The organism is Sediminimonas qiaohouensis DSM 21189 (assembly GCF_000423645.1).
In the GTDB taxonomy this organism is placed as follows: domain Bacteria; phylum Pseudomonadota; class Alphaproteobacteria; order Rhodobacterales; family Rhodobacteraceae; genus Sediminimonas; species Sediminimonas qiaohouensis.
Map to the genome: position 1 here is coordinate 1 of NZ_AUIJ01000036.1, position 23,652 is coordinate 23,652.

Consider the following 23,652-nt stretch of genomic DNA (forward strand, 5'->3'; position numbering starts at 1 on the left):
CCTCGCAAAAACGCCAAGCCGTGGAAGACCGTCACCGCGGGTGCAATGGCCAGAAACGAGGCCCTGCGAGCTTCGAAATACCTCGGCCGCGCGATCTGGCGAAACTGGAGTGGATACCACCGCCGAAGCCGCGTCGAGACCAAAATGCACTGCGTGAAAATGCTGGGCCAGCGCCTCATGGCGCGGGACTTCGATCGTCAGGTTGCGGAAGTCCAAGTCCGCATCCTCGTCATGAACGGCTATACCGCGCTCGGCATACCCATAACTGAGCCCGTAGGATGAGTCTGTCTGGGGAAAGGGGGCGTCTGGCCTTCAACCAATTTGTGCAACAGAGTCTTATCGAAGAGTAAAGTCAGTGACAGGGCTGAGAAGCTCAACAACAAGAAGACTGGAAATGATGAATAAGCGAAGTATCCTGAGAAAAGGCGTAAACCAAATGGGTTGTCCGCCCCTTCTAATCTCCACGAAGGCAAGATAAGTGAATTTTCTCCGTAGGATACTCCCATAGAGCGCCGTAATAGAACAATTTTTCTCTCGGCGAAAACTCGGTTCCGTCGCGAGATTGCGACATGCTTTATCGACATGATCGAAAAGAATGTTGAGAACACGATAAACGCTGTTGTGATCACTGGTAGTGCATCGGATTGGACGCCGTTTGTCGTCCAGTCAACATGTAATCGGTACCCGAAAAACCAAATAGCTGGGGCTAACAATGAGGTGGTATTGGCGGCCCAGAGAAACGCCTTTTCTTCGGCATCCACCTTCTTCGTTGCCAATTCGTATTCGGCAAGTGCTATACCATCGGCAAACTTGTGATTTGCGTAGAAGCGTTCGTCCAGATCGAGCTTGTCTTCCAAAGAGATTGTGCTCCAAAATGCTCAACTTTGTTGGCGGGGAGCTTACGCGTGGGCCGCGCCAATTGCAATTGGGGCTTAGTTATTGTTGGCTATGCTGCCATCACACTCTGCAAAGTCCGCCCTTCTTAACGAGTTTTACCATGCCGCGACCGGCCTTGCTGATCGTCAAGGATGGCTAGCACCTGGCGTCCACGTACTGGCACTCGAATGTCCGATTGGATCAAATTCGCAGAACTCTGGGCTCGCGGCCAGATATCCTACTGAGTTTCTCAGTTCTTCCCGCAACATTGCTTGTATTTGCGTCCTGAGCCACAGGGGCAGGGGTCATTCCGGCCGGGGCGTTCCCCCCGACTGGTGGGGGCGCGAGAGACGTTGTCGGCCTTCAAGACGAGTTCCGGGCGCGACACAGTCAGGATCGCGGCAACGCAGTTTGGGATCAGATCCGGAGCTTGGATGTCGATCTCGTCGATCTCTCCCTCGGTGAACCTGCTGTTCCCCTCGTTGATGTCTTGCAAGGCCATCAAGAAGCTCAAAGACGACTGCGTCTCGTCATCTGCCTGTTCAAACAGGGTCTGCCAGGTTTCGGGACGCAAACGCATTGCGCGGGTGAACCCATCGACCCAAAACTCCCAGAGCGTCTCGTCACTGTTGGGATCCACCGCATAGATGGGTTCTATCCACGGAGTTTTCGTCATCTCCGAGGCGATTGAATTATAGTGCGCCATCACCGCCGAGGTCGTTGCTTCGGCTGTCTCCAAATCTGGGAAATTGGCATCGCCGGTCTCACCCCAGACATGTGGAAGCCACTCGGAGGGCGGGATGAGATCTGGGCAGGATAGAATACCGGTTACATAGCCATTGAGTTCGCTCACAGTCATTGGAAAATTGCCTCGTGGCAACGCAAACAGCAATTCGTCAAGGCGATCGAGGTCCTGATCCGAATTGCTCATGACGTGTCTCCTTCACTCCGAAGTGTTCGGTTATCCACCCTAGCGGCAAATCACAATCCGGCCACGTCTTAATCGCTCTGGCAGCTCTCGTTGCAACGGGGTGGTTATGCCAAATAGCTCTCTGCAATGGTACCGTTCAGGTCAATGCTATGGGTGTTCGTTGGTCAATGGGTGCTGATCTGCTTGCCAAGCTTATGCGAGGTCCTGATTGGTCAAAAAGGCCCGTATGGGGTGATCGTGATGACGAGCCATACCTTGCCCTAAAAGCTGCTCAGCGCCGTGGTATGGCGGCTTGGACCCGAAGTCTGTCTCCGGCATCGTCGAGCCCGGGTTTGCGTCTGCTTGGCTTAAAGACCTTCCACCAGGATCAGGTCGGTAAGGTTCGGGCGTCCGCATACCTGAGTCGTTTAGCTGGCTGCCCGCTGATCAACCAGGCCTTGGACCACTGATCTGTACCATCGACCTGTACCATCAGCGCTAGCGGGGTTGATGTAATATATTGATTTTAAAGAAAAGTTATATGCTGGCTGGGGTGGTAGGACTCTTAGCTAAGCAATTGACATACAATAATAATATACACAATCAGAGTATATGGTGTCAATTCCGGGAGCGAAAAAATCTATAAGTGCACCAGCCAGTGCCTCTCATGGCGATCTCAAGGTTGGGGCGTGTCCCCCGTTCGACGGAACCGTGTGGTTGGCGGTAAACAAGTCACTCCGAGGAATGCGGTTCGAGCGGTTGTCAAATACGGGAGCCATGGCCGAACCCCTCACGCTTGAACCCATGATTGGGCAGGGGTGAGGGCGGCTTCTGCTACCCTTCGTAAAGGTTTCTCTATACCCTCATGACGATCACCCACTTCGCAATGCTCCTTGGATGCGCGCGTAGGCCCGGATAGCCTCATGCCTCGAGTGCCGGCCGTCGCAGAATTGGTGGCCGTAGGTGTCCTGAATGCTTTGCCATTCACAAGCTCATCGTTGCGGATCGCCGCCGCAGGGGGGGCGGACCAGGCCAAGGCTTTGAAGGATCGCGCGCTGGCGGCGGTCCTGATCGAGGTTCTGGCTCGGGATCGGCCGGATGATCTGGCGTAGGTCTGCGCGGAGGCGCAGATGCGTGGGCCGCGGTGGCGCGCGAGGCTCGAGGCGAGCGTGGCGCGCATGCCCGCCACGGCGAAGATGTTGCGCAGCCTTGAAGGCGAATAGCTGGTCAAAAAGCGCCGCCTGACTGGTCCAGCCCGAGGGGCGCACCCAAACCCGTGTTAGCTTTCGACGCTCATTGACACGCACATGTCAGTGACCGGCCCTGACGGTGGGTAACACATCCAGAAACGGAACGACGGCCCGCCATCTCAGGCGAGCCGTGAATGCCGAGCTTCAGGGCGCAGTCATTTTGATGTCCTGGCTCAGGAATTCATTGGTATATGCCGAACTCGGATCGAAACCGCCTTCGAGGTCGAAATAGGTGTCTACCAACTCGTAGGTGCTCTCGATCCTGTCCTCAGCAAACCAGCCCAACCCGTTGTTCATCGTGGCCTCGGTTCTCATCAATTCCATCACGCGGCCCCATTGGTCTTCCATGGCCTCACGCTGCAAGCCGCTCGCATTGGATAGAAGTGCGTCGATACAGGGAGCGGGCTCATCGACACATGCGCGATAGGCACGCTGTGTGACTTCGACAAAGGTACCGACGAGCTCCGCGTTGTCGGCAAAGAAATCATTGTTGACGATGAACGAGTTGCCGTAAGGGTTGAGACCGATCTCGCTCCACCGGAGAAAGCCGAGGTCGTCGCCGAATTCCTTCACTTTCAGATCGTGGCCGTTGTAGAAGTCGCTGATAATATCGACCCGGCCGGCAGCCAGCGTCGGCACCTTGGCGGCGGGGGAAATGTTGACGAATTCCACGCCGTCGGCCGGAATGCCCGCCGCTTTCGCGAAAGCGGGCCACATGACGCGGGCCGCATCGCCGGACGGATTGCCGAGCGTATGGCCCGCGAAATCCTCGGGTCCCTCAATGCCTGTCGATTTCTTCCAGTAGAACGTGAAGGGCGAGTTGGCGTAGAGCGCCATCACTGCCGTCAGTTCTGCTCCCTTGGACTTGGCCAGGAATGCAGTGCCAAGCTCCGCGATGCCGAGGTCAACGGCACCAACCCCCACATTCTGCGCAGCGAGGCCAGAGCCTTTGCCCGACTGAACGTCCAGGTCGATCCCGGCCTTTTCGTACCAGCCTTGGTCGAGCGCGTAGAAAATCGGCGAATGGTCCGCACCCGGCGTCCAGTTCAGGATTAGGCTCACGGAATCCTGATCCTGCGCCTGTGCAGCGAAAGGCGCGAGCGACAAAAGGCATGCGGCGGTTAGGCGATGGAAAGTTCTTGTCATGATCTGGTCTCCTGTTGCTGCGCTTGATCCCAGCTTGGCCGGTCATCAAGTGCTTATGCATGCAGATTAGGAGGCGCTCGGAGCCCAAGTCAATACTTGTCAACCATTTGGTTGGAAGCTCTCCCGGCGATCCGGAGGCAAAACCTGTATATTTTGGGAATGCCTTATTGACAGGCCATCAGGATGCCAGACAATATCAACCATATGTTTGATTCTTGATCGGAAGGGATCCGATACGATGAGCGATGCAGCCGAATACCCGCCCGCCTCGCAGCGGCGCTTCGTCTTGCCGGAGCAATGGTCGTCCTACGCGCTGGCCTTGCTGGCGCATGTCGCTGTGGTCGTGGCCTGGTGGGCCGTGACCGCGTTGGAAATGGTGCCATCCTACATCATGCCGTCACCCGGCGACACGCTCGCCACCCTGGCCGATCCGGGCTATCAATGGCTGAACAACATGGCCGTCACGGCGACCGAGATCTTCGTTGGCTACGGGCTCGCCATAGCCGGCGGCGTTCTGTTCGCTATGCTGTTCACCTGGTTTCGCCTGCTTCGCGCGGCGCTCTTCCCGCTTTTCGTCACCATCTCGATGATTCCCAAGGTCGCGCTCGGGCCGTTGCTTGTGGTCTGGTTCGGCTATGGCATGGGTACGAACACTTTCTTCGCCTTCATCATCGCCTTTTTTCCGATTCTCATCACCACTGCTCGTGGTCTGCGCGAGGTGGAACCCGACCTGTTGGACCTTGTGCGCGCGCTGAAGGGCACGCGTTGGCAGATCTTTCGCAAAATCCAGCTTCCGGGCGCCCTACCTTATATCTTTTCGGCGATGAAGGTGGGGGCGATCCTGTCGGTCGCGGGCGCCATCGTGGGTGAATTCGTAGCCTCGAGCAAAGGACTTGGCTACCTGATGATCCAGGTCCAATCCACCCTCGACACCGCCGCGATGTTCATGTCCGTCCTGTTGTTGAGCCTTCTGGGCGTTTCGCTCTTCGGTTTTGTGCTGTTGCTGGAACGGCTCTTTGTCGTCAAGGATGCGCGGCTTGATTCGGCGGGGCCGGCATGATGGGCGATCAGCCGATCTACATGCCCGCGAGCGAGATGGTCGCAGCCTTCTCGACGAGGCGGCTCTCCCCTGTGGAAGTGGCGCAGGCTGCGCTTGACCGGATCGCCGAGATCCAGCCGACGCTCAACGCCTTCTGCGTCATCGACGCCGAGGCCGCAATGTCCGATGCCCGCGCCTCGGAAGAACGCTATGCAAACGGCTCCCCGCTCGGCCCCGTGGACGGGGTGCCTACGACGCTGAAAGATCTTGTCCTGACAAGGGGCTGGCCGACGCGTCGCGGATCGCGCACGATTTCCGAGGATGGTCTGTGGAACCAAGACGGCCCTGCCACCGCGCGCCTGCGGGAGTCCGGGGCGGTCCTGCTGGGCAAGACCACGACGCCAGAATTCGCTTACAAGCCAGTAACCGTCAGTCCGCTTACCGGCACCACGCGCAATCCGTGGAATCCCGCGCTCACTCCTGGCGGCTCTAGCGGTGGCGCAGGTGCGGCGACGGCCACGGGTGCGGGAACGCTTGCGCTTGGCACCGATGCCGGAGGGTCGATCCGCATCCCGTCGAGCTTCTGTGGCGTCTTCGGCCTAAAACCATCGGGCGGTCGCGTGCCGATGTATCCACCAACGCCGCTTGCCTCTCTCGTGGGGTTCGGGCCGATGACACGCACGGTGGAGGATGCGGCGCGGATGCTGACCGTGCTCGCACGCCCCGATATCCGTGATGTGGCGGCTCTGCCATTCGATGAGATCGCCTATCACGAGAGACTGGATGCCGACCCGAAGACATGGCGGATCGCCTTCAGCCCGACTATGGGCTATGCGCAAGTGGATGACGAGGTTGCCACCCTGGTGGAAGAAGCCACCCGCGACTTCGCCCGGATGGGTGCCCGGGTCGAGACGGTGGATCGCGTCATGGACAATCCCGAACCTTTGATGACCAAGTTGCGGCGCGGCTTCACAGCCTATGCCTTCCGCAATATGGTTGAGGATCAGTTCGCGTTGATGGATCCCGATCTCGTGGCCGATATCCGCGAGAGTCGCGGGGCAAGCCTAAACGCTCATCTGGATGCCGAGATGGAGCGGGTCGCACTTCTCAAGCGGATGATTTCATTTCACGAGGACTACGACTTCCTTGTCACGCCCACCCTGACCGTGCCGCCCTTCTCCGTCGATCTGGAACGGCCCGAGAACGAGACGCGGTATTCCTGGACCGGGCTTTGCATCCCGTTCAACCTGACCCGCCAGCCAGCCGCGTCCGTTCCCTGCGGATTCACCCGCGAGGGGCTGCCGGTGGGGCTGCAGATTGTCGGGCCGCCGCGCGCGGATCTGGAGGTGCTTCAGGCCGCCCGCGTTCTCGAACGTGCCCGCCCCTGGGCGGATGCCACGCCCGACCTGCGCAAATGGGTCGCGACATGAACGATCAGACAATATCGAAGGAGACGACTATGGCGGCTGCAATGCGGGAACAAATCCCCGACTCTCTGCCCGACCGGATCGAGGATGTCGAAATGCTGGAGGAGCTGCTCTCGCGCCCCGACGCGGCGACGAGGCGCGACCTCTCGGAACTTGACGGGGATGTCATGGTACTGGGCGTCTCCGGCAAGGTTGGTCCGACGCTCGCCCGGATGGCGGCGCGCGCCCTGCCGGAGCGCAGGGTGATCGGTGTGGCAAGGTTTTCCGACCCCGAGACGCGCCGCCAACTCGACGCCTGGGGGGTCGAGACGGTCCAGTGCGACCTGATGGACCGCGCGGAGCTCGAAAAGCTGCCGCAGGTAAAGAATATCGTGTTCATGGCCGGGCACAAGTTTGGCTCTTCCGGTAATCAGGGCCTGACTTGGGCGATGAACACCTATTTGCCCGGGCTGGTGGCCGAGACCTTTACCGCCTCGCGCATTTCCGCGTTCTCCACCGGTTGTGTCTATCCCTTCGTGCCGTTGGAGCAGATCGGCGCCGATGAGCGGATGCCTCCCGAGCCGCCCGGCGAATATGCCCAGTCCTGCGTCGGACGCGAGCGGATGTTTGAGCATTTCTCGAAACGCCATGGCGCGCCGGGTCGGTTGATTCGGCTCAATTATGCGATTGATATGCGCTACGGCGTGCTCTGCGACATCGCGGACACGATTTATGCCGGGAAGCCGGTGGACCTGCGCACAGGTCATGTCAACGTAATCTGGCAGGGCGATGCCAATCGTTTCGCGCTGCGCGCGCTTGCCCATGCGACGGTGCCTACCAGCCCGCTGAACGTGAGCGGACCTGAAACGCTTCCGGTTCTCTGGCTGGCCGAAGAACTCGGCCGCCGACTCGGTCGCGAGGTCGCGTTCGTGGGCGAGCCGGGACCTACCGCGTGGCTCAACAATTCGGCCGAAGCGTTCCGACTCTTTGGCTATCCGGAAGTGGCACTGGCCCGCCTGCTCGACTGGGTGGCGGACTGGACGCTGCGCGAGATGCCAAACCTTGGCAGGCCCACCAAGTTCGAGCTTCGTGATGGCCGATATTGAGTCCGCGTCCCTTCTTGAGCCTGAGGAGGCTGCCGCCTGCTTGCCGCTGTCGCAGGAGCCGGGCTGGAATCAGACGGAAGCAGACTGGGCCATGATGCTAAAGGCTGGCCATGCGCCTACGGTGCGCGACGGTGACCGCAGGCCGCGCGCCTCTGCTGTCGCGCTCCCGATGGGAGACAGGATCGGATGGATCAGTATGGTGCTGGTTACGGCCGCCCTGCAGCGCCAGGGCATCGCGCAGGGGTTGGTTGGAGATTGCATCAACTGGCATGAGGCGCGCTTCCTCGCTCCGCATCTGGACGCCACGCCGGCGGGGCAGCCGCTCTACCGCAGGATGGGGTTCCAGCCGCTTTGCGGGCTCATGCGATTGACAGGGCCTGGTGGTGTTCCGGCCGAAGAAATCGGGCTGCGTACGGCCACGCAGAGCGATCTCGACTGGATATTGCCTCTTGACCAAGTGGTCTTCGGCGGTGATCGCTCTTACGTACTGAACGACCTGCTTGCTCGACCGGGCGCCGTGGCGCTTGTGCGCGCCGATCACACCGGCTTCGTGCTTTCTCGCGCGGGCCGGACTGCCACGCAGATCGGCCCCCTGATCGCGCCGGACACCGAGGCCGCGCTGGAGCTACTAAGGGCTGCGCTTGGGCGTATCGAAGGCCCCGTGATGATTGACGCCTTCGACGACCAACCCGCCATCGCAGCACTGCTTAAAGCGCGCGGCTTTTGCGAACAACGCCCCTTCTTGCGCATGGCGCGCGGTCTTTCCGCACCTCTGGGCGATCCGGCCAGGCTTTTCGCCGCGGCTGGCCCCGAACTGGGATGAACAAAATGATAAGACACTGGACCGACATTCCCGACTCCGTCTTGGATCTACTACGTAAGGGCACCGTGATTCCGGCACATCCACTCGCTTTGGGAGAGGGTGCCGGACTGGACCCGCAACGACAGCGCGCGCTGACGCGCTATTACCTCGATGCCGGCTCCGGTGGGCTTGCGGTTGGCGTGCACACCACGCAGTTTGAAATCCGTGAACGCAGGCTTTACGCGCCTGTCCTGTCAGCCTGCGCGGAGGCCGCTGAAGCCTGGACCGATCGACCGCTCGTACGCATCGCCGGTTTGATCGGTCGGACCGAGCAAGCAGTCCACGAGGCGCAGACGGCCCGGGGTCTGGGATATCACGCAGGGCTGTTGAGCCTGGCGGCCTTCCGCGATGCCTCACCGGACGAAATGATCGAGCATTGTCGCGCTGTGGCCGAGGAAATCCCGCTCTTCGGCTTCTACCTCCAACCCGCAGTCGGGGGGGTGCCGCTACCGTTCGACTTCTGGCGTCGTTTTGCCGAGATCGAAAACGTCATCGGCATCAAGATGGCCCCCTTCAATCGGTACGAGACGCTCAATGTCTTGCGCGGCGTAGCGGCGGCCCGGGCAGAGGACCGGATCACGCTCTATACCGGCAATGATGATCACATCGTGGCCGACCTGGTCACACCCTTCACGATTGTTCGCGACGATGAGGCTATAACGATGCCGATCCGCGGCGGTCTGCTTGGCCACTGGTCAGTCTGGACGAAGGCAGCGGTCGATTTGCACGCCCGCTGTCGCGCGGCACAGGATTCGGGCACTATCCCCGGCGAACTTCTGGCACTCGATGCTGAGGTCACGGATTGCAACGCGGCGCTCTTCGACGTGGCGAACGGGTTCAAGGGGGCAATTGCGGGTTGCCATGAAGTGCTGCGCCGCCAAGGGCTTCTGACCCACACCCGATGTCTGTCACCGAACGAGGTACTAAGTCCCGGACAAGCGGGTGAGATAACGCGGGTCACGCGGGAACATCCACATCTCGTCGACGACAGATTCGTGGCTGAAAATCTGGAGAACTGGCTGTCATGACACACGAACCGATCATCCGTCTCGACGGAGTTCAAAAGACCTATCGTACCCGCGAGCGCGACATTCTTGCAGTGTCGGATGTGACCATGGACGTGGAGGAAGGCGAATTCGTTTCTCTCGTTGGTCCGTCGGGCTGTGGCAAATCCACGGTCCTCAAAATCCTGGCAGATCTGATTCCGGCCGACAGCGGCACTGTCCAGGTAGGGTCTGCCGATGCGCCATTCGACCCCAGCCGTGACATCGGTATGGTATTCCAGCAAGCGCTCCTGCTGAAATGGCGGCGCATCATCGACAATGTGCTGCTGCCTGCAGAAATCATCGGCCTACCGATGAAAGAATCGCGGGAAAGGGCATATGACCTGCTTGCCATGGTCGGGCTCAAAGGGTTCGAGGATCGCTATCCGTACGAGTTGTCCGGCGGGATGCAGCAGCGGGCAGCGATCGCGCGGGCGCTGATCCACGACCCCAAACTGGTACTGATGGACGAACCATTTGGCGCTCTGGACGCTCTCACGCGGGAGAAGATGAACGTCGAGATCCTTCGCATCTGGGAAGCATCCAACAAGACGATCCTATTCGTGACCCATTCGATCCAGGAGGCTGTCTTTTTGGGTTCCCATTGCGCCGTGATGACCGCCGGGCCGGCGCGGATGGCGGACTATTTCAAGGTCGACGTGCCCTATCCCCGCAAGCTTGCCATGAAGGCTCAGGACTCCTTCGGAGCCTATACTCAGCGAATCTACTCGCTACTTGACCTGGAGGAAAGCCGCACGGAGACATCACAAGGTTGAGAAATCAACCAGTTGGTTGATTTAGCGTGAGTCGGCCGGGATCGTCCGCAGACGAATTGCATTCATAGCAAAATCCACGATGTGAGCGCGTCGTTCGTCGCGGGCTTCCGGAGTGTCAAATTCACGATCAAAGATGCGGCTGATCGTGTGAATATTTGCGAAGTAGAAAAATGACATCCCTGCGATTGACAGATAAAGGTGCAGCGGGTCCAGGCCAACGCGGAAGATGCCTTCCCGCACGCCGCGGTCCAGTGTCTCGGCGATTAGTTCGATGACGGGTGTGTTGAGGTCTATCACTGTATCCGAAGCGTTCAGATGCCGCCCGCCATGCGCGTTTTCATCTGCCAGAAGGCGAACGAAATCAGGGTTTTCCGCTAGGTAATCATAAGAGAATTCGATCAGACGGCGCATCGCTTCCTCGGCCGGGAGCGTGCCCAGCCTCAGTTTTGCCTCGCTTTCGCGAATCTCGGTATAGACCTTTTCCAGCACTGCGGAATAGAGCGCGTCCTTGCTGCCGAAGTAATGGTAGACAAGCTGCTTGTTCACTCCGGCGCGTTGCGCGATGGCGTCGATCCGCGCGCCTTTGAGGCCGGCTTCGGAAAAGGCGGCCTGTGCTGCGGCCAATAGCTGCATCCGCGTAGTTTCTGCCGTATCGACGCGGTTATTTTTCGTTCGAGTCATCGTGCAGGTCTCGTCAAACTACTGGTTGAAAAAGTCGATTTGCCCCATTTAGACGCACGAGACGCATTGGGCAAGGCCGGAGCAAATCTGATGGACGCAGCTCACGGTGTCATCATCGAAACCGGCAACACGTCCTACCGGTTCGCACAAAGCAAACGACGCAGGAAAACATAAACGGCGCGCAAGCAAAGCCCCCAGACGGACTCGCTATATGAGGGCGGCCCACCTGGAGGCTTCGCGCCACATAGGCTGGGTCAAATTCAAACGCTGAAAACGGGTCAGTTTTGAACACTCATTGACAGGCATGAGACGGTCACCCGTGACCAAGTCGTGCGCCACCGGTGCCATAACCGCCTATGCATCAAGCCCGATCACCTGGAAATCGGCTCGCAGGTGGATAACAAGAGGGATGATTGGGCGTGCTGGGCCTATGGGATTGACCCCGACTACCTCTGACCCAAGCGTGGGAGAGGCCTCGCCAAGTCTCGATCGCCGACACCCGCGCCACCCGAACTGGGACACCCCTCGGGGCACTTCCGGGCCACCGCTGAATTCTGAACCGTTACCTGCTTGATAGGAAGACGCTCGCTAGGGTGGCAGGGTTTATTGCTAAATAATTGATAATAAATAATTATTAACAAACATGAAGATATGATGTCAATCCGAATTCGGAAGAAACAACAATTCTTCGAATTCCCTTTTTCAAAGAACCCCAATATCATGTTTCGCAGTTTGCGGTGGAGGATTTTTTCGATCCAAAGCCATCAACAGAGCCCATCGCAGGTCGTCGTGTCCAATGCAGCGCCGTAGCCTCACGAGAGCTGCCAGTCGCGCATCAACTATCCCGGCGACATCATCAAGGCGGTCCTCGCTGCTACGATCACCGCTGCGCTTTTCTGGACTCGCCCCGGTTTCGCCGCGACGCGATGAGCCGACACGCGAACGGCGCAGGGCATCCCGCGCCGGCACCGGATAAGAACGGAAATGCGATCCGCGCGGCAGCGACCGGGGGCGAACCCGCAACCTTTGCCACGCGCCGGCCTTCGGGTCAGTCGGTTAGGGCACCATACCGTTGATCGCGGAAGTTTAATGCTTCCCGCAGGCCCTTGGTGCGGACCAACTCCTGAAATTGCGCTTTTTCTGGCGCTTCGGAGGCGTTCAGCGTTGCCGCCAAATCAAGATTCACATTGACAGCGTTGCGAAGGCCCATCGCCTCGTAGGCGCGGACCAGCGAGGTCTTGGTCAGCCGAAGGACGACCAAAGGCGTTAGCGCGACTTTCTGGGCTAGGCGTGCGACGGTCTGTTCGAGCTCTTCAGGCTTAACGACGCGGTTGACCAGCCCAAAATTCAGCGCGGTTTCGGCATCAATGGTGTCGCCAGTCAGCAGAAGTTCCATCGTCTTTTTCTGACCAAGAATGAAGGGCATCAGGAGGGTGACCGGACCAGAGCCGAAACGAATTTCTGGTTCTCCGAACTTGGCACGGTCCGTGGCTATGATCATGTCGCAGGCCATCGCCAGTTCGCAGGCCCCAGCGAGACACCAGCCATCCACCGCGCCGATCGTCGGTTTGGTGCAGGAAAACACTGCCATGCTGAGGCCAACATTGTTGGTCAGCGCGGCGTGCCAGTCCTCTGGGCGGGACAGACCCATTTCGACCTCTTGCGCAATGTCGTAGCCGACCGAGAAGTTACCCTCGGCTCCGGTCAGCACGATGACTTTGACCTCGTCGTCCTTTTCCATCGTCTTAACCGCCTCATGGGCGGCGGCGACCACCTCGGCCGCCAAGGCGTTTAGCTTCTTGGGCCGGTTCAGGGTGATCCAGCCGATGCCTTCTTTGATTTCGGTTTCAACCACGGTCATGTTTGTCTCCTTTAAGTTGAATGTTTGTGTGCGAGTAACGGATCAGTGTTGTGGTTCTCGACGTGCGAAAGCTGTCCTGCAGCCAGCATGGACCGAAGGACCAGCTTGTCGGGTTTTCCCAGCGTCGTGCGGGGCAAAGTGTCGAGAAGGCACCAGCTTTCGGGCAGCCACCACGAAGGCACGCTGGCACGAAGGCTGGCTTCCATATGCTCACAGTCGAAACGCGCGCCTTTTTTGAGCACCGTGACGGCGAGAGGTCGTTCCTGAAAACGCTCGTGCGGTTGAGCGATCACAGCCACATCCTCAATCCAGTCGACGTTACGTATTGCGTCTTCGAGCAGGCCGGCAGGAATCCACTCCCCCCCCGACTTAATCGCATCCTTGAGCCGATCGGTCAGGACCAGCGCGCCATCGGGGCGCAGGTTCCCGATATCGCCGGTTGGAAGCCACCCATCTGCGTCGGTTGCCGGAGTGTCGGCGCCGAGGTAGTGCCCCGTGACGCAGGCCCCGCGGATCAGGACTTCGCCGCTCGGCGTGCTCGACGTATTCAATTCGACGATGGGGCTGGGGTAGCCGACCGGAGCTGGTTCACCATCCGATCCTGACGTCGCCCGTCCGACGACGGACATAGAAGAAGTCTCGGTCATGCCCCAAGCCTGAAGCACCTCGATCCCGGCATCGACCAGATGTTCCACCAGCTGGCTGGGCACGACGGCCCCACCAGTAGCGATACGGGTCAGACATGCGGGCATCTCAAGGCTGCACATCTCAACATGCTTGATGTAATCCGTCCAAATCGTCGGAACGCCAGCGGCGATCGTCACGCCGCAATCTTCCATCAGTGCATGCAGCACCGCAGGCTGGAAAGTTTCGCCAGGCAGGGCCAGCCCTGACCCGCACATCAGCGCAGCATAGGGCAGACCCCACCCGTTGACGTGATAGAGCGGCACTGCCAGAAGCGCGACGTCGCGCCGACTGAGCGCCAGAGAATCCGCAAGGCAAAGCCCCGCCGCCTGCAACCAAATCGATCGGTGGGAGTAAGCCACTGCCTTGGGCTGCCCCGTCGTGCCGCCCGTGTGGCAGATCGCGGCCGTCTCTTCTTCGTCAGGATCGGGGAGCGCCATGGTGTCGGTCGGCTCGATCCCGTGCAGAAATTCTTCGTAACTACCTACGGCGATGCCCAAACCCGAATCCTTTGGCAATGGAGCGCCACCGGTCAGAAGGATGAGTTCGAGATTGCTTTGTGCAAGCCCCGGCGCAAGCGTCCGAAACCGATCCCATTGCGATCGATCAATGATCAGCACGCGATCACCGCAGTCGACGAGCATCCGGCACAGATCCGCGTCCGACATTCGGATGTTCAGCGCGTGGAGCACCAGCCTGTGCGACGGTACGCCGAAATAGGCTTCACAATGCTCCGGCGTGGCCGCGCACATCGTCGCGACACGGTCACCGGGCACCAGCCCGATATTGAGCAGTGCGACGCCGAGTCTGCTGGATCGGTCGACGAGCCGCTGCATGTCGGTCGAGGCTGGTTCGTCCCCGGTCCAAAAGTGGACCGGGCGCTTCGCGCCGAACCGGGCGGCCGCACGGAGGAGGCGGGCGACGCCGAGATCGCCCGTTTGCATGGTACTTTTCATGTGTCTGGTTCCGTTTCGGATCAATCCACGTCGATCAAAAGCCGTCCTCTGATCTTTCCTTCTAGAAGCTGAGAGGCTAGATCTTCGATATCCTCGAGCGCCGCGCTCTGCGTGATCTGGGCCAACGCATCCCGATCCAGCGTTTTCGAAATCATCGACCAAGCCGGCTCTCGCGTCTCCAGTGGCGCCATCACGCTATCGACACCGGCAAGCGTCACACCACGTAGGATGAACGGCATCACCGTGGAAGGCAGGTCGACCCCTTGTGCCAGACCGCATGCCGCGACCGTTCCGCCATAGGCGATCTTGGACAGAACGTTGGCAAGCGTCTGGCTCCCGACGGAATCGACCGCCGCGGCGAAGGTTTCCTTGTCGAGTGGCCGGCCTTTGCCGGACAGGGTTCCACGATCCACAATCTCTGACGCGCCCAGAGTCTTGAGATATGGTTCTTCTTCCATCCGGCCCGTCGAGGCGGCGACTGTGTAACCGAGCTGCGCGAGAAACGAGATCGCGAAAGAGCCTACGCCACCCGAGGCCCCAGTGACGAGCACCTTGCCGTCCTCGGGTTTCACGCCGAGGTCCTGCAAGCGCAGCACGCAGAGCGCGGCGGTGTAGCCCGCCGTGCCGACGGCCATGCAGTCGGCACCGCTCAATCCCTCGGGTTGGTGCAGGAGCCAGTCGGATTTCAGTCGGGCGTATTCCGCATAGCCGCCCCAGTGAGTCTCGCCCACGCCCCAGCCATTCAGTATGATATTCTGGCCTGGTTGGAACCGGTCGCTCTCGGAGGCGACGACTTCGCCCGCGAGGTCGATACCCGGCACCATGGGAAAGCGACGGACCACGGGGCTTTTTCCAGTGATCGCCAACGCGTCCTTGTAGTTCATCGTGGTGTGACGGACGCGCACAGTGACATCACCGTCCATCAAGTCGTCCGTCGAAACGGTCTTCCACCCTTGGGACTGTTCTTTTGTGCTTTCATCACGATCAATGACGAAAGCCTTGAATTCTTCCTTCATACGGATGCCTCCTTTTTGATGGTTTTACGTTCTGCGGTCGTTGTGGCGCGCGCCAGTCGCCGCATGGCCTCGACTCCGAGCAAGGGGCCGATCCCGAACACGGTGAGCGTCACCGACCAGCCGAAGGATTCGGCGAGGAACGGTGCGGATTGAATGGTGACAGCAGTCAGCAGAAAGCCCAACGCAGTCTGAAACGTCATAAGGCTGCCCGCACGATCTGCGGGCGCGGCATCGGCGACGAGGGCAGAAAACTGCGCGCTGTCGGGAATCACGAAGATGCCCCAGAACACAGCCAGCGCAATCGTGAGCCAGGCCGGACCTCCGAAGCTGAGAGCGGTGGCGAAGGCAAAGGTGGCACTCAGCGCCATTGCGCCGCCCGCGACCCGCGCCTTGCCGATCCGGTCGGCCAAAGCGCCGGCAGGTACGCAAAACACGCCGCCCAACCCGATAGCCGCGAAGGTTGCCAGACGCGCCGTCTGCGCCGGGTCTTCGACGTTTGCCAGCGCGAGCGATGCGGATAGGGCTGCGGCGATCCATGCCCAGAAGGCGTATAACTCCCACATGTGACAAAGGTATCCGGCATAGGCGAGCCGGATAGGGCGCGAGGTCCAGGCGAGGCGCAGGGAAGCGGGCGAAAATCGGGGCGCGGGCACGTGATGGGGCCCCAGTCTGGCAAAGAGGATCAGTCCGGCCGAAATGCCCGCACAGGCGCTTGCGAGAGACACTGTCATGCGCCAGTTCGCGTCACCGATGAGCGCGAGAGCGTGCGGTGAGGCCGAACCGAGCGTGAGCGCACCGACGAGCAATCCGACGAGAAGCCCGCGCCGTTTTACTGTCCATCCCACGGCGATTTTCATGCCCACGGGATAGACGCCGGCAAGTCCGATACCGGTGAGGGTACGCAGCAGGATCTGAAGGTCGCCACCCGGCGTCGTGACGATCAGCAAGGCGTTCGACATTGCTGCAAGAAGCGCGCAGATTGAAAAAACCCTGCGCGGGTCATAGCGATCGGCTGTGCCGTGCAGCGCCATCGTGAGAGCGCCGAGAACGAAACCAATCTGCACCGAACTCGATAGGAGCCCTGCACGCCATGAACCGAGAGCCGCCTCTCGCGCGAGCTCAGGCATGATCGCGGCGGAGATGAACCAAAGAGACATCGCCCCGATCTCCGCGACCACCAGCAGCGCCAGACTTCGCGCCGCGCTATTTTGCACCGCCTTGAGCATCACGTGACAACGCCTTCGACGATCGCGCGTTTCAACGCGGCGCGGTCGGCTTTGCCCGTGGCCCCCAGCGGTAGGACCGAGCCGAAATGAATGGCGTCCGGTAACTTGAACCGGTCCGTGCGTCCATGCGCCCATGACAATAGGTTCTCCGGTGTCGGTCGGGTCGTTTCCCGCGGAACTACGAAAAGATGAATGGCTTCTCCGATGCGGGCGTCGGGAACCCCGGTCGCCAGAACCGCTTGCACGTCCGGGTGGTTCGCGAAGGTCGCTTCGACCTCGAGCGGCGAAACCTTGTTGCCGCCACGGTTGATCAACTCCTTGATCCTACCCTTGAGCACAACCGACCCATCAGGGCCGATCTCAGCCATGTCGCCGGTGTGAATCCAGCCGTCGTGAAGCGCTTCGCCGGTGGCGGCCGGATCGTCGATATAACCCTTCATGCAGAATGGGCTGCGGATCATCAGTTCCAAAGTTTCCGGATTGGTCGCGACTTCGATACCCGGACCGGGAAAACCGAGATGCTCCGAAGCTGGCGTCTCGGCATCGTCGGTGCGGAACAGATCGCAGGTATTCGTCTCGGTCAGGCCGTAGATGCTGTGAACGATCGCATTTGGGAACCGCGCGAACAGGTTGCGGCGGAGCTGTTCGCTGATCGCTTCGCCCCCAGTCAGAATGGACAGGGGAAGGCTATCAGCAGGCCCGTCGACCAGCATCCGCAGCATCGTCGGAACGGCCGCGAGATGAGTCAGGCAGCGCAACGCGACAAGGTTCTCGATCCACGCGGGCGTGAAGCGGGACGTCATGTGAACCGTGCCGCCGAGCGAAAGCGGCAGGAAAGTCGCCCATTGTCCGAAGCTGAATTGCAGTTGGAGCGGCACGGCGACCACCGGCTTGCCCGTCATTCCGATCGCCTCGCGAATCGACGCGTATTTCGCCGACACCTTGTCGCGCGCCAACACCACGCCCTTGGGTTGGCCGGTCGACCCGGACGTGAATGTGATCATGGCTGCGCCATCAAGCAGCGGACGGAATGCCGGAATGCTGTCATTCGCTATTTCGATGTCAGGTACCTGATGCGTGCCGCCTGAGGCGCCGACCTGAAACCGGGCGCCGGTCGCGTCGATCAGGTGCCGCCGGGCATCGGCATGACTTTTTCGCGCGAAAGGCACGGCGGTGCCACCGGCGCCCACGACCCCCATAATTGCGGCGACATCCTCGGCCCGGCCGCTCACTGGAATAAGAACTGGTTCGTTCGCTCCGAGACCCGCCGTCGACAGGGACGATGAGAGAGAACGGGTCATCTCCTGCAACGCGGCCATCTCGATCCGACCCAGATCGTCGACGATCGCCCCGCCGGGTGCAGCCATGAAAAGCGCGTGGAAATCTTCTGTCTCGGACAAATCCGTCATTGGCCGAATCTCTGGTCCCGCCAGGCCAGCGCTGCGCGCAGGCCACCAGTGCGCATTTCTTCGAGAAATGCGCGCTTGTCGTCGCTGCCTTCGGCCTCGAGTTCGATGTCGATTTCGAGCGATCGCTCCAGTGCTTTGGTCATACCGGCGATATCGAGCGATTCGTTCATCTGCTGTTTGGTGCGTCGCATCACCATGGGATCGACCACCGCGATATCCTTGGCCATGGAGAGAGCAGTCTCTATGAGGTTGTCGTCAGCGATGACCTGATTGACCATCCCGATATCGCAGGCCTCCTGCGCCGTGAGATTGTCGCGCCCCAGAAAAGCGATCTCCTTGGCCTTTTTTGACCCGACGATCCACGGCAGGAGCATGACCACGATCCCGGCCCCGAACTTGACCTCCGGTTCTCCGAAGGTCGCAGATTCCGCCGCGAGCGTGATGTCGCAGGCCATCGCTAACTCGCAGCCACCCGCAAGGGCCGGGCCGTTGACCGCCGCGATGGTCGGCTTGGAGATGGTGAGGAACCGGATCACGTTGTCGAAGTCGCGACGAAGCACTGGGGCCCATTCCTCGCGCCCCTTCGGCGTTTTCGCCGCCTGATCCTGAAGATCGAATCCCGGCGTGAATGCTTTGCCTTCACCGGTAACGACGATAATGCGACAGTCCGGATCCGATTCCATCTCGTCGCAGGCCTGCGAAATCTCGGACAGCATCGCCTGGCTCATCGCATTCAGCCTGCTCGGGCGGTTGAGTCGCAACAGGCGAATATGGCCCTGCTTCTCTATCGTGATGGTTTCGTAACTCATGGTTTCCTCCTTTGCCGCAGCCGACCGTTCAGGCGCCCGCTTCTCTCATCTCGCCGATGGCGCGGATACCGCCGACAACGTAGGGGATGAGGACCTGTTGATACCGGTTGTAGTCCGCCGAACCGGAGTCGTCGGTCTCTTCGACGAGGCTGTCGAAGCGAGTGTCGTTCGTGGTGGATCCGTACAACCCCGACAGAAGAAACTGGAAGGCGCGGGCGCTGTCGGCTTCGGTCAGCGCCGGAACCGCCGTGCGGATCGTTGCGATGAAGCGCTTCGCGGTGGGGTTGAACCCTTCGGCGATCACTGGAGCGAGGCGTCTGTCCCAGACATTGCGGCCGATGAAGAGCGCATAGCAACGCCAACCGGGATCATTGCTTTCCAGCCGCTCGAAATATGGATCGAGAAACGCGCGCACGACTGGTTCGAGCGCGACATTTCCCTTGCCCACAAGGCGTTCGTAGCTATCGAGAAGCTGAATGCGATCGGCGCTGATAACACCTGCGCGACGCAGAATCACCTCTCGCACCAGTTCCTCTTTCTGGCCGAAATGATAGACGATCTGACCGACGTTTCCGCCCGATTTTTGGGCGATCTCTTTCAAGGTGACCGAGTCGATGCCGCTTTCCGCGAACAGCAGCTCGGCCGCGTCGAGTAAGCGCCCGCGCGTCGCGACATTGTATGAGCCGGATCTCTTCCCACTGCTTGGCACGTCGATCTCCTTTTGACTGAAATTCGATATGCAATATCTAATTTGAAGAAAAATTTAATGTTTGACAAGTGGTTTATTTTTGAAAACCATTGGTACTTACAGAAATTCAGACTCAAACCAATGTTGTGATGTCGAGTTTGGGTTGGGAGGAGAAATGAGAATTCTGAATTGGATCGATTGGCTCAATCTCTGGGTCGGTCGCTTGGTGAGCCACCTCATCTGGGTGGGTGCCGCCGTGCTTGTTTTCGAGGTGGTGTCCCGTTACGTCTTTGCCAGTCCGACGGTCTGGGCCCATGGCTATACGCAGCGCATCTACGCGGTCTATTTCATCCTGATCGGTGCCTATGCGCTCCTGCGCAACGCCCACGTTCGTGTCGATATTCTGATGATTGGACGGTCGGCGCGTGTGCGCTCGGTGTTCGACATATTGAGTTATTCGATGCTTCTGATCTGGTGCGCTGCACTCAGTTACGAAGGTTGGAACTTCTTTCAGGAAGCGATGCTGTGGAACGAGAAGGATGACAGCGCGCTAGCCCACCCCCTCTGGCCGGTGAAACTCGTTCTCGTCATCGCGGCCGTCCTCTTCGCCCTCCAGGCTTTCGCCGGCCTCGTGCGGTCAATCCATGGTGCTTTCGTCCCTTCCGACAGCGTGTCCAAAGCAGGAGCTGTCTGACATGACCCCAGAAATTCTGACACTGGCGATGTTCGGTGCCCTCGTGCTGGCTATCATGCTGGGCGTATCTTTGTCATTTGCGATGGGCGGGATTGCCGTGATCTTCGCTCTCATTCTCGAAGGTCCGAACGGTCTTTATTCCGTGGTGTCGAGTACCTTCGGCAATATGTGGTCTATCCTATTGTCCGCCATACCGCTGTTCGTCGCCATCGGCATCGCGCTCGGGAAGTCGAAGATCGCGGATGACCTGTATCGGGCTTTCTATCTCTGGTCAGGACGGGTGAACGGTGGTCTGCTGGTCGGCACCTCCGGTTTCGCGGCGGTTCTCTCCGCCATGACCGGGAACTGTTCGGCGTCGACCATCACCACCGGACTAGTCGGTATTCCCGCGATGAAACGGCACGGCTACAACGACCGCTTCGTTCTGGGCACCATCGGGGCCTCAGGGACGCTGGGGATTCTCATTCCTCCCTCGATCACGCTCATCATTATCGCGATGATGACTGGGCTATCGGTCGGAAAGCTGTTCTTCGGCGGGTTGTTGGCTGGTCTGTTCATCCTCGCCGCGTTCATCATCTACATCATGGTCCGGGCAAACCTGAAACCGAGCCTCGCGCCGGCGGCGGAAATGGCGGCTCCTATGCGCGAAAAAATCGGCGCGCTCAAATCCGTGATATTGCCGCTACTGATCGTTCTTTCGGTTCTGGTTTCGATTTTCCTTGGGATCGCCACTCCGACCGAGGCCGCGGCGGTGGGCGTCGCTGCCGTGCTCTTCTCGGTCTGGCTGCGCGGGGAACTTTCACTGAAATTCCTGCGCGAGGTTAGCCACGAAACCGCTTCGGTCACCGGCATGGTGGTGTGGATCATTTTCGGCGCCGGGGCTTTCGTCTCGATCTATTCGAGCGGTGGCGGCGTCAACTTTATGCTGGACCTTCTGCGCGGCTCGTCGATGCACCCATGGATGTTGATCGTCGTGATGCAGATTGCGGCTCTTATCTTGGGTATGTTCCTGGACCCGGTGGGAATCATCCTGCTGACACTACCTATCTTTTTCCCGATCGTCGTGGAGCTCGGGTTCGATCCGATCTGGTTCTGCGTGACCTTCCAGCTGAACCTGTGCATCGGCTACATCACGCCGCCCTTCGGCTACAACCTGTTCTACCTCAAGAGCCTAAGCCCCGAGACGCCAATTTCGCAGATTTACGGCGCTGTCATGCCCTTTCTGCTGATCATGCTTCTGACCGGCGGCTTCCTGATTGCCGTGCCAGACATCCTGATAGGCCTAACGGCCTACATGAACTGACCCTGTGCGCAGGGTTGCCGAACTCAACAAGGAGGAGAGACTGAAATGACCAATAGAAAGCTTCATCGGAGACAGATCCTGAAAGGCGGCGTCGCGGCTGCCGGCGCGACCGTCCTGTCGGCCCCCCCCGTGCTGGCGCAAGAGCAGATCAAATGGCGCATTCAAAGCCACTGGACTCCGGGGATCGAGTATTACGACACGATCTATGTCGAGTTTGCTCGCTGGATCACCGAGGCAACAGACGGCGAGATTCAGGTAGAGGCTCTGCAAGCCAACACCGTTGCGCCGACGAACGAAGTGCTGGGCGCCCTGCGTCGCGGTCTTCTGGACGCCGCCTTCATTTTCCCCGGCTACTGGATCGGGCGTATCCCGGCCGCCGGTCACCTGAACGGTAACCTGGCGACTTGGGATAACCACGAAGAGATGCAGTTCTTTTTCTACGAGATGGGCGCGCTCGATGTGATCCGCGAAGCCTATGGCCAGTACGGCATCTATCAGGCCGGCCCGATTTCGTTCGGTGGTCTGGCGGTATACGCCAAAGAACCGATCGAAACCGCTGACGATTTCAAAGGCTTCAAAATCCGGTCCACCGGTACGCCGGGCCGTGTGTTCGAAAAGATGGGCGCCACCCCTGTATTCGTTCCGGGTGGCGAGCTGTATCAAAGTCTTCAAACCGGGGTCGTCGATGGCGCCCATTGGGGCTGCGTGTCGACTGGCTGGGGCATGAACCTTCAGGAAGTGACCAGCAACATCGTGACGCCCGACTTCCTCAGCCACTCCAATGGCGAATTCATCGTGGGCATGGAGCAGTGGAACCGGATTGGCAGCGATCACAAACGGATCATCCACGATGCCGTGCGCGCCATGAGTGCCAACGCCAGTGCGCATTTCCGTCATCTCGACTACATCCGGATGAAGGAATTCACCGACGATATGGGCAAGAACATCTCGACCGTCACGCCCGACGTGATGCAACAGCTGCGCGCCAAGTCGCTGGAAGTGGTGGACGAGTATTCGCAGGAGGACCCGGAATACTGCGGTCGTCTTGGCGACATGATGCACGAGTTCATGAAACTCACCGGAAAGGTCTAATCCAGGTCCTCCCGTCGGTCCCCGATCCAAGGGTGCCGGCTTTGCGATGCGCGACCCCGTCCGTGGCCGCGCATCGCCTTTTGCCGGACTTCGTCCCGGGCCAGCGCCGGTTAGGTTTTTGACCCCATGGTTTGATGGCGCGACTTTTTCTCAGGAATGGGAGGAAGCATTCTGGGACAATTTAGTCATGGATCTGTCGCGTATTTGTGCCGCTCCGAGTGCTCGTTTAAGCCACCTTCCGTTCAAAAGCGACCGGGCTTTTCCAGCCCAGTGCTGAGTGGCGTCAGCGCGGATTATAGAAGCCGTTGATGTATTCGAAGATTGCCATCTCGGCCTGGCGCCGGGTTACCCAAGGTCTGCGCCAGATCAGTTCGGCCTTGATGGTTTTGAAGAACGTCTCGACTGCCGCATTGATGGTCCTATGTTTGCCACTCGCGATTGCTGAACTGCGAACCTTGATGCGAATGGATCGAGCTATGCGGGATTTTGGGTGACGGGGCCTGATCAAGCGGCGCGGTTTTCGGTGTCGTTTTCAGCGACACCGTCGGTGAATGTGACGCCTTCGATGACCAAAGGCAACTGGTTCGCCCCCTTCAGGCGGCGCCATGTTTTCGCGGCGGCCTGAACGAGCTTGAATACCATCAGCTTTGCGGTTTTCTGCGACAGCGCCCCCTTGGTTCGCACGGTCCGGTGCCGAACGGTGGCGAACACGCTTTCGATCGGGTTGCCCGTGCGCAGGTGATCCCAGTGGTCGGCCGGGAAGGCGTAAAAGGTGAGCAACGTCTCCTTATCCTTCGTCAGACAGGTGACCGCCTTCTC

The 23,652-nt window shown here is 59.6% G+C and carries 24 protein-coding genes and 1 pseudogene; 12 read left to right on the plus strand and 13 right to left on the minus strand.

Going from position 1 to position 23,652, the window contains the following annotated elements; genetic code table 11:
- On the plus strand, positions 1-282 hold a 282-nt coding region (locus G568_RS0116480; protein ID WP_026759034.1), incomplete at its 5' end, for a transposase.
- Here G568_RS0116480 and G568_RS20345 read toward each other — a convergent pair.
- Together G568_RS20345 and G568_RS0116485 are read right to left on the minus strand one after the other, a co-directional pair.
- Entirely contained in the window at positions 240-857 is a 618-nt protein-coding gene (locus tag G568_RS20345; RefSeq protein WP_157084442.1) for a hypothetical protein, read from the minus strand. The two genes, G568_RS0116480 and G568_RS20345, sit on opposite strands and share 43 nt — an antisense overlap.
- Before the next feature lie 269 nt (positions 858-1,126).
- On the minus strand, positions 1,127-1,807 hold the full coding sequence (locus G568_RS0116485) for a UPF0149 family protein (RefSeq protein ID WP_026759035.1): 681 nt from the start codon (positions 1,805-1,807) through the stop codon (positions 1,127-1,129).
- Positions 1,808-2,709: 902 nt separating this feature from the next.
- Between G568_RS0116485 and G568_RS20740 the strand changes: the two genes are divergently transcribed.
- Positions 2,710-2,898 (plus strand): hypothetical protein, encoded by a 189-nt coding sequence (locus tag G568_RS20740; RefSeq protein ID WP_157084443.1) that lies wholly within the window; start codon positions 2,710-2,712, stop codon positions 2,896-2,898.
- Between the two features lie 282 nt (positions 2,899-3,180).
- On the opposite strand, the gene G568_RS0116500 is transcribed toward G568_RS20740, so the two are convergent.
- Complete coding sequence (locus G568_RS0116500) at positions 3,181-4,182, minus strand: ABC transporter substrate-binding protein (protein WP_051203123.1); 1,002 nt, start codon at positions 4,180-4,182, stop codon at positions 3,181-3,183.
- A 238-nt stretch (positions 4,183-4,420) separates the two neighbouring features.
- Between G568_RS0116500 and G568_RS0116505 the strand changes: the two genes are divergently transcribed.
- The 6 genes from G568_RS0116505 to G568_RS0116530 are packed head-to-tail and all read left to right on the plus strand — an operon-like array spanning position 4,421 to position 10,414.
- Positions 4,421-5,242: an ABC transporter permease gene (locus G568_RS0116505; RefSeq protein ID WP_084627447.1), complete on the plus strand. Its 822-nt coding sequence runs from the start codon at positions 4,421-4,423 to the stop codon at positions 5,240-5,242.
- Positions 5,239-6,651, plus strand: a complete 1,413-nt coding sequence (locus G568_RS19225) for an amidase (protein WP_051203125.1) — start codon at positions 5,239-5,241, stop codon at positions 6,649-6,651. Before G568_RS0116505 ends, G568_RS19225 begins: the two co-directional genes overlap by 4 nt.
- A complete protein-coding gene (locus tag G568_RS0116515; RefSeq protein WP_211222274.1) occupies positions 6,648-7,733 on the plus strand; it encodes an NAD-dependent epimerase/dehydratase family protein in 1,086 nt (361 codons plus the stop codon). Before G568_RS19225 ends, G568_RS0116515 begins: the two co-directional genes overlap by 4 nt.
- Positions 7,720-8,556, plus strand: coding sequence for a GNAT family N-acetyltransferase (locus G568_RS0116520; RefSeq protein WP_051203127.1), 837 nt, complete (start codon positions 7,720-7,722; stop codon positions 8,554-8,556). The genes G568_RS0116515 and G568_RS0116520 overlap by 14 nt, the downstream gene beginning before the upstream one ends.
- Positions 8,557-8,561: 5 nt before the next feature.
- Complete coding sequence (locus G568_RS0116525; RefSeq protein WP_051203132.1) at positions 8,562-9,623, plus strand: dihydrodipicolinate synthase family protein; 1,062 nt, start codon at positions 8,562-8,564, stop codon at positions 9,621-9,623.
- On the plus strand, positions 9,620-10,414 hold the full coding sequence (locus tag G568_RS0116530) for an ABC transporter ATP-binding protein (protein ID WP_157084445.1): 795 nt from the start codon (positions 9,620-9,622) through the stop codon (positions 10,412-10,414). The genes G568_RS0116525 and G568_RS0116530 overlap by 4 nt, the downstream gene beginning before the upstream one ends.
- A 21-nt stretch (positions 10,415-10,435) precedes the next feature.
- On the opposite strand, the gene G568_RS0116535 is transcribed toward G568_RS0116530, so the two are convergent.
- On the minus strand, positions 10,436-11,095 hold the full coding sequence (locus G568_RS0116535) for a TetR/AcrR family transcriptional regulator (RefSeq protein ID WP_026759042.1): 660 nt from the start codon (positions 11,093-11,095) through the stop codon (positions 10,436-10,438).
- A gap of 330 nt (positions 11,096-11,425) precedes the next feature.
- Between G568_RS0116535 and G568_RS20355 the strand changes: the two genes are divergently transcribed.
- Positions 11,426-11,551, plus strand: coding sequence for a hypothetical protein (locus tag G568_RS20355; RefSeq protein ID WP_169576970.1), 126 nt, complete (start codon positions 11,426-11,428; stop codon positions 11,549-11,551).
- A 592-nt stretch (positions 11,552-12,143) separates the two neighbouring features.
- Here the strand turns inward: G568_RS20355 and G568_RS0116540 are convergent.
- Genes G568_RS0116540 through G568_RS19785 form a run of 7 tightly spaced genes read right to left on the minus strand, consistent with a single transcriptional unit; the run spans position 12,144 to position 19,765 of the window.
- Positions 12,144-12,956: an enoyl-CoA hydratase/isomerase family protein gene (locus G568_RS0116540; RefSeq protein ID WP_026759043.1), complete on the minus strand. Its 813-nt coding sequence runs from the start codon at positions 12,954-12,956 to the stop codon at positions 12,144-12,146.
- 11 nt (positions 12,957-12,967) lie between these two features.
- On the minus strand, positions 12,968-14,596 hold the full coding sequence (locus G568_RS0116545; protein ID WP_026759044.1) for an AMP-binding protein: 1,629 nt from the start codon (positions 14,594-14,596) through the stop codon (positions 12,968-12,970).
- 20 nt (positions 14,597-14,616) lie between these two features.
- Positions 14,617-15,612 (minus strand): acrylyl-CoA reductase (NADPH), encoded by a 996-nt coding sequence (acuI, locus tag G568_RS0116550; protein ID WP_026759045.1) that lies wholly within the window; start codon positions 15,610-15,612, stop codon positions 14,617-14,619.
- A complete protein-coding gene (locus G568_RS19230; protein WP_051203130.1) occupies positions 15,609-16,838 on the minus strand; it encodes an MFS transporter in 1,230 nt (409 codons plus the stop codon). The genes acuI and G568_RS19230 overlap by 4 nt, the downstream gene beginning before the upstream one ends.
- On the minus strand, positions 16,838-18,247 hold the full coding sequence (locus G568_RS0116560) for a class I adenylate-forming enzyme family protein (RefSeq protein WP_026759046.1): 1,410 nt from the start codon (positions 18,245-18,247) through the stop codon (positions 16,838-16,840). The genes G568_RS19230 and G568_RS0116560 overlap by 1 nt, the downstream gene beginning before the upstream one ends.
- Positions 18,244-19,056: an enoyl-CoA hydratase/isomerase family protein gene (locus tag G568_RS0116565; RefSeq protein WP_026759047.1), complete on the minus strand. Its 813-nt coding sequence runs from the start codon at positions 19,054-19,056 to the stop codon at positions 18,244-18,246. Before G568_RS0116565 ends, G568_RS0116560 begins: the two co-directional genes overlap by 4 nt.
- A 28-nt stretch (positions 19,057-19,084) precedes the next feature.
- Positions 19,085-19,765 carry a TetR/AcrR family transcriptional regulator gene (locus G568_RS19785; RefSeq protein WP_051203131.1) on the minus strand — a complete coding sequence of 227 codons (681 nt, stop codon included), beginning with the start codon at positions 19,763-19,765 and terminating at the stop codon, positions 19,085-19,087.
- A 154-nt stretch (positions 19,766-19,919) separates the two neighbouring features.
- Here G568_RS19785 and G568_RS19240 point away from each other — a divergent pair, with 154 nt between their 5' ends.
- The 3 genes from G568_RS19240 to G568_RS19790 are packed head-to-tail and all read left to right on the plus strand — an operon-like array spanning position 19,920 to position 22,833.
- Positions 19,920-20,438: a TRAP transporter small permease subunit gene (locus tag G568_RS19240; protein ID WP_037374368.1), complete on the plus strand. Its 519-nt coding sequence runs from the start codon at positions 19,920-19,922 to the stop codon at positions 20,436-20,438.
- Between the two features lies 1 nt (position 20,439).
- On the plus strand, positions 20,440-21,741 hold the full coding sequence (locus G568_RS0116580) for a TRAP transporter large permease (protein WP_026759048.1): 1,302 nt from the start codon (positions 20,440-20,442) through the stop codon (positions 21,739-21,741).
- Positions 21,742-21,786: 45 nt separating this feature from the next.
- Positions 21,787-22,833 carry a substrate-binding domain-containing protein gene (locus G568_RS19790; RefSeq protein WP_026759049.1) on the plus strand — a complete coding sequence of 349 codons (1,047 nt, stop codon included), beginning with the start codon at positions 21,787-21,789 and terminating at the stop codon, positions 22,831-22,833.
- Positions 22,834-23,116: 283 nt separating this feature from the next.
- On the opposite strand, the pseudogene G568_RS20875 reads toward G568_RS19790, so the two are convergent.
- Both G568_RS20875 and G568_RS0116590 read right to left on the minus strand, forming a co-directional pair.
- Positions 23,117-23,326 (minus strand): annotated as a pseudogene (locus G568_RS20875) (IS3 family transposase); the annotation flags it as partial.
- A gap of 11 nt (positions 23,327-23,337) precedes the next feature.
- Positions 23,338-23,652 (minus strand): transposase (locus tag G568_RS0116590; protein ID WP_026759050.1); only part of this gene is annotated, 315 nt, incomplete at its 5' end.

Coding starts and splice junctions, on each gene's coding strand:
- G568_RS0116485 (WP_026759035.1), bottom strand. CDS start 1,807: ATGAGCAATTCGGATCAGGACCTCGATCGCCTTGACGAATTGCTGTTT.
- G568_RS20740 (WP_157084443.1), top strand. CDS start 2,710: ATGCCTCGAGTGCCGGCCGTCGCAGAATTGGTGGCCGTAGGTGTCCTG.
- G568_RS0116500 (WP_051203123.1), bottom strand. CDS start 4,182: ATGACAAGAACTTTCCATCGCCTAACCGCCGCATGCCTTTTGTCGCTC.
- G568_RS0116505 (WP_084627447.1), top strand. CDS start 4,421: ATGAGCGATGCAGCCGAATACCCGCCCGCCTCGCAGCGGCGCTTCGTC.
- G568_RS19225 (WP_051203125.1), top strand. CDS start 5,239: ATGATGGGCGATCAGCCGATCTACATGCCCGCGAGCGAGATGGTCGCA.
- G568_RS0116515 (WP_211222274.1), top strand. CDS start 6,648: ATGAACGATCAGACAATATCGAAGGAGACGACTATGGCGGCTGCAATG.
- G568_RS0116520 (WP_051203127.1), top strand. CDS start 7,720: ATGGCCGATATTGAGTCCGCGTCCCTTCTTGAGCCTGAGGAGGCTGCC.
- G568_RS0116525 (WP_051203132.1), top strand. CDS start 8,562: ATGATAAGACACTGGACCGACATTCCCGACTCCGTCTTGGATCTACTA.
- G568_RS0116530 (WP_157084445.1), top strand. CDS start 9,620: ATGACACACGAACCGATCATCCGTCTCGACGGAGTTCAAAAGACCTAT.
- G568_RS0116535 (WP_026759042.1), bottom strand. CDS start 11,095: ATGACTCGAACGAAAAATAACCGCGTCGATACGGCAGAAACTACGCGG.
- G568_RS0116540 (WP_026759043.1), bottom strand. CDS start 12,956: ATGACCGTGGTTGAAACCGAAATCAAAGAAGGCATCGGCTGGATCACC.
- G568_RS0116545 (WP_026759044.1), bottom strand. CDS start 14,596: ATGAAAAGTACCATGCAAACGGGCGATCTCGGCGTCGCCCGCCTCCTC.
- acuI (WP_026759045.1), bottom strand. CDS start 15,612: ATGAAGGAAGAATTCAAGGCTTTCGTCATTGATCGTGATGAAAGCACA.
- G568_RS19230 (WP_051203130.1), bottom strand. CDS start 16,838: ATGCTCAAGGCGGTGCAAAATAGCGCGGCGCGAAGTCTGGCGCTGCTG.
- G568_RS0116560 (WP_026759046.1), bottom strand. CDS start 18,247: ATGACGGATTTGTCCGAGACAGAAGATTTCCACGCGCTTTTCATGGCT.
- G568_RS0116565 (WP_026759047.1), bottom strand. CDS start 19,056: ATGAGTTACGAAACCATCACGATAGAGAAGCAGGGCCATATTCGCCTG.
- G568_RS19240 (WP_037374368.1), top strand. CDS start 19,920: ATGAGAATTCTGAATTGGATCGATTGGCTCAATCTCTGGGTCGGTCGC.
- G568_RS0116580 (WP_026759048.1), top strand. CDS start 20,440: ATGACCCCAGAAATTCTGACACTGGCGATGTTCGGTGCCCTCGTGCTG.
- G568_RS19790 (WP_026759049.1), top strand. CDS start 21,787: ATGACCAATAGAAAGCTTCATCGGAGACAGATCCTGAAAGGCGGCGTC.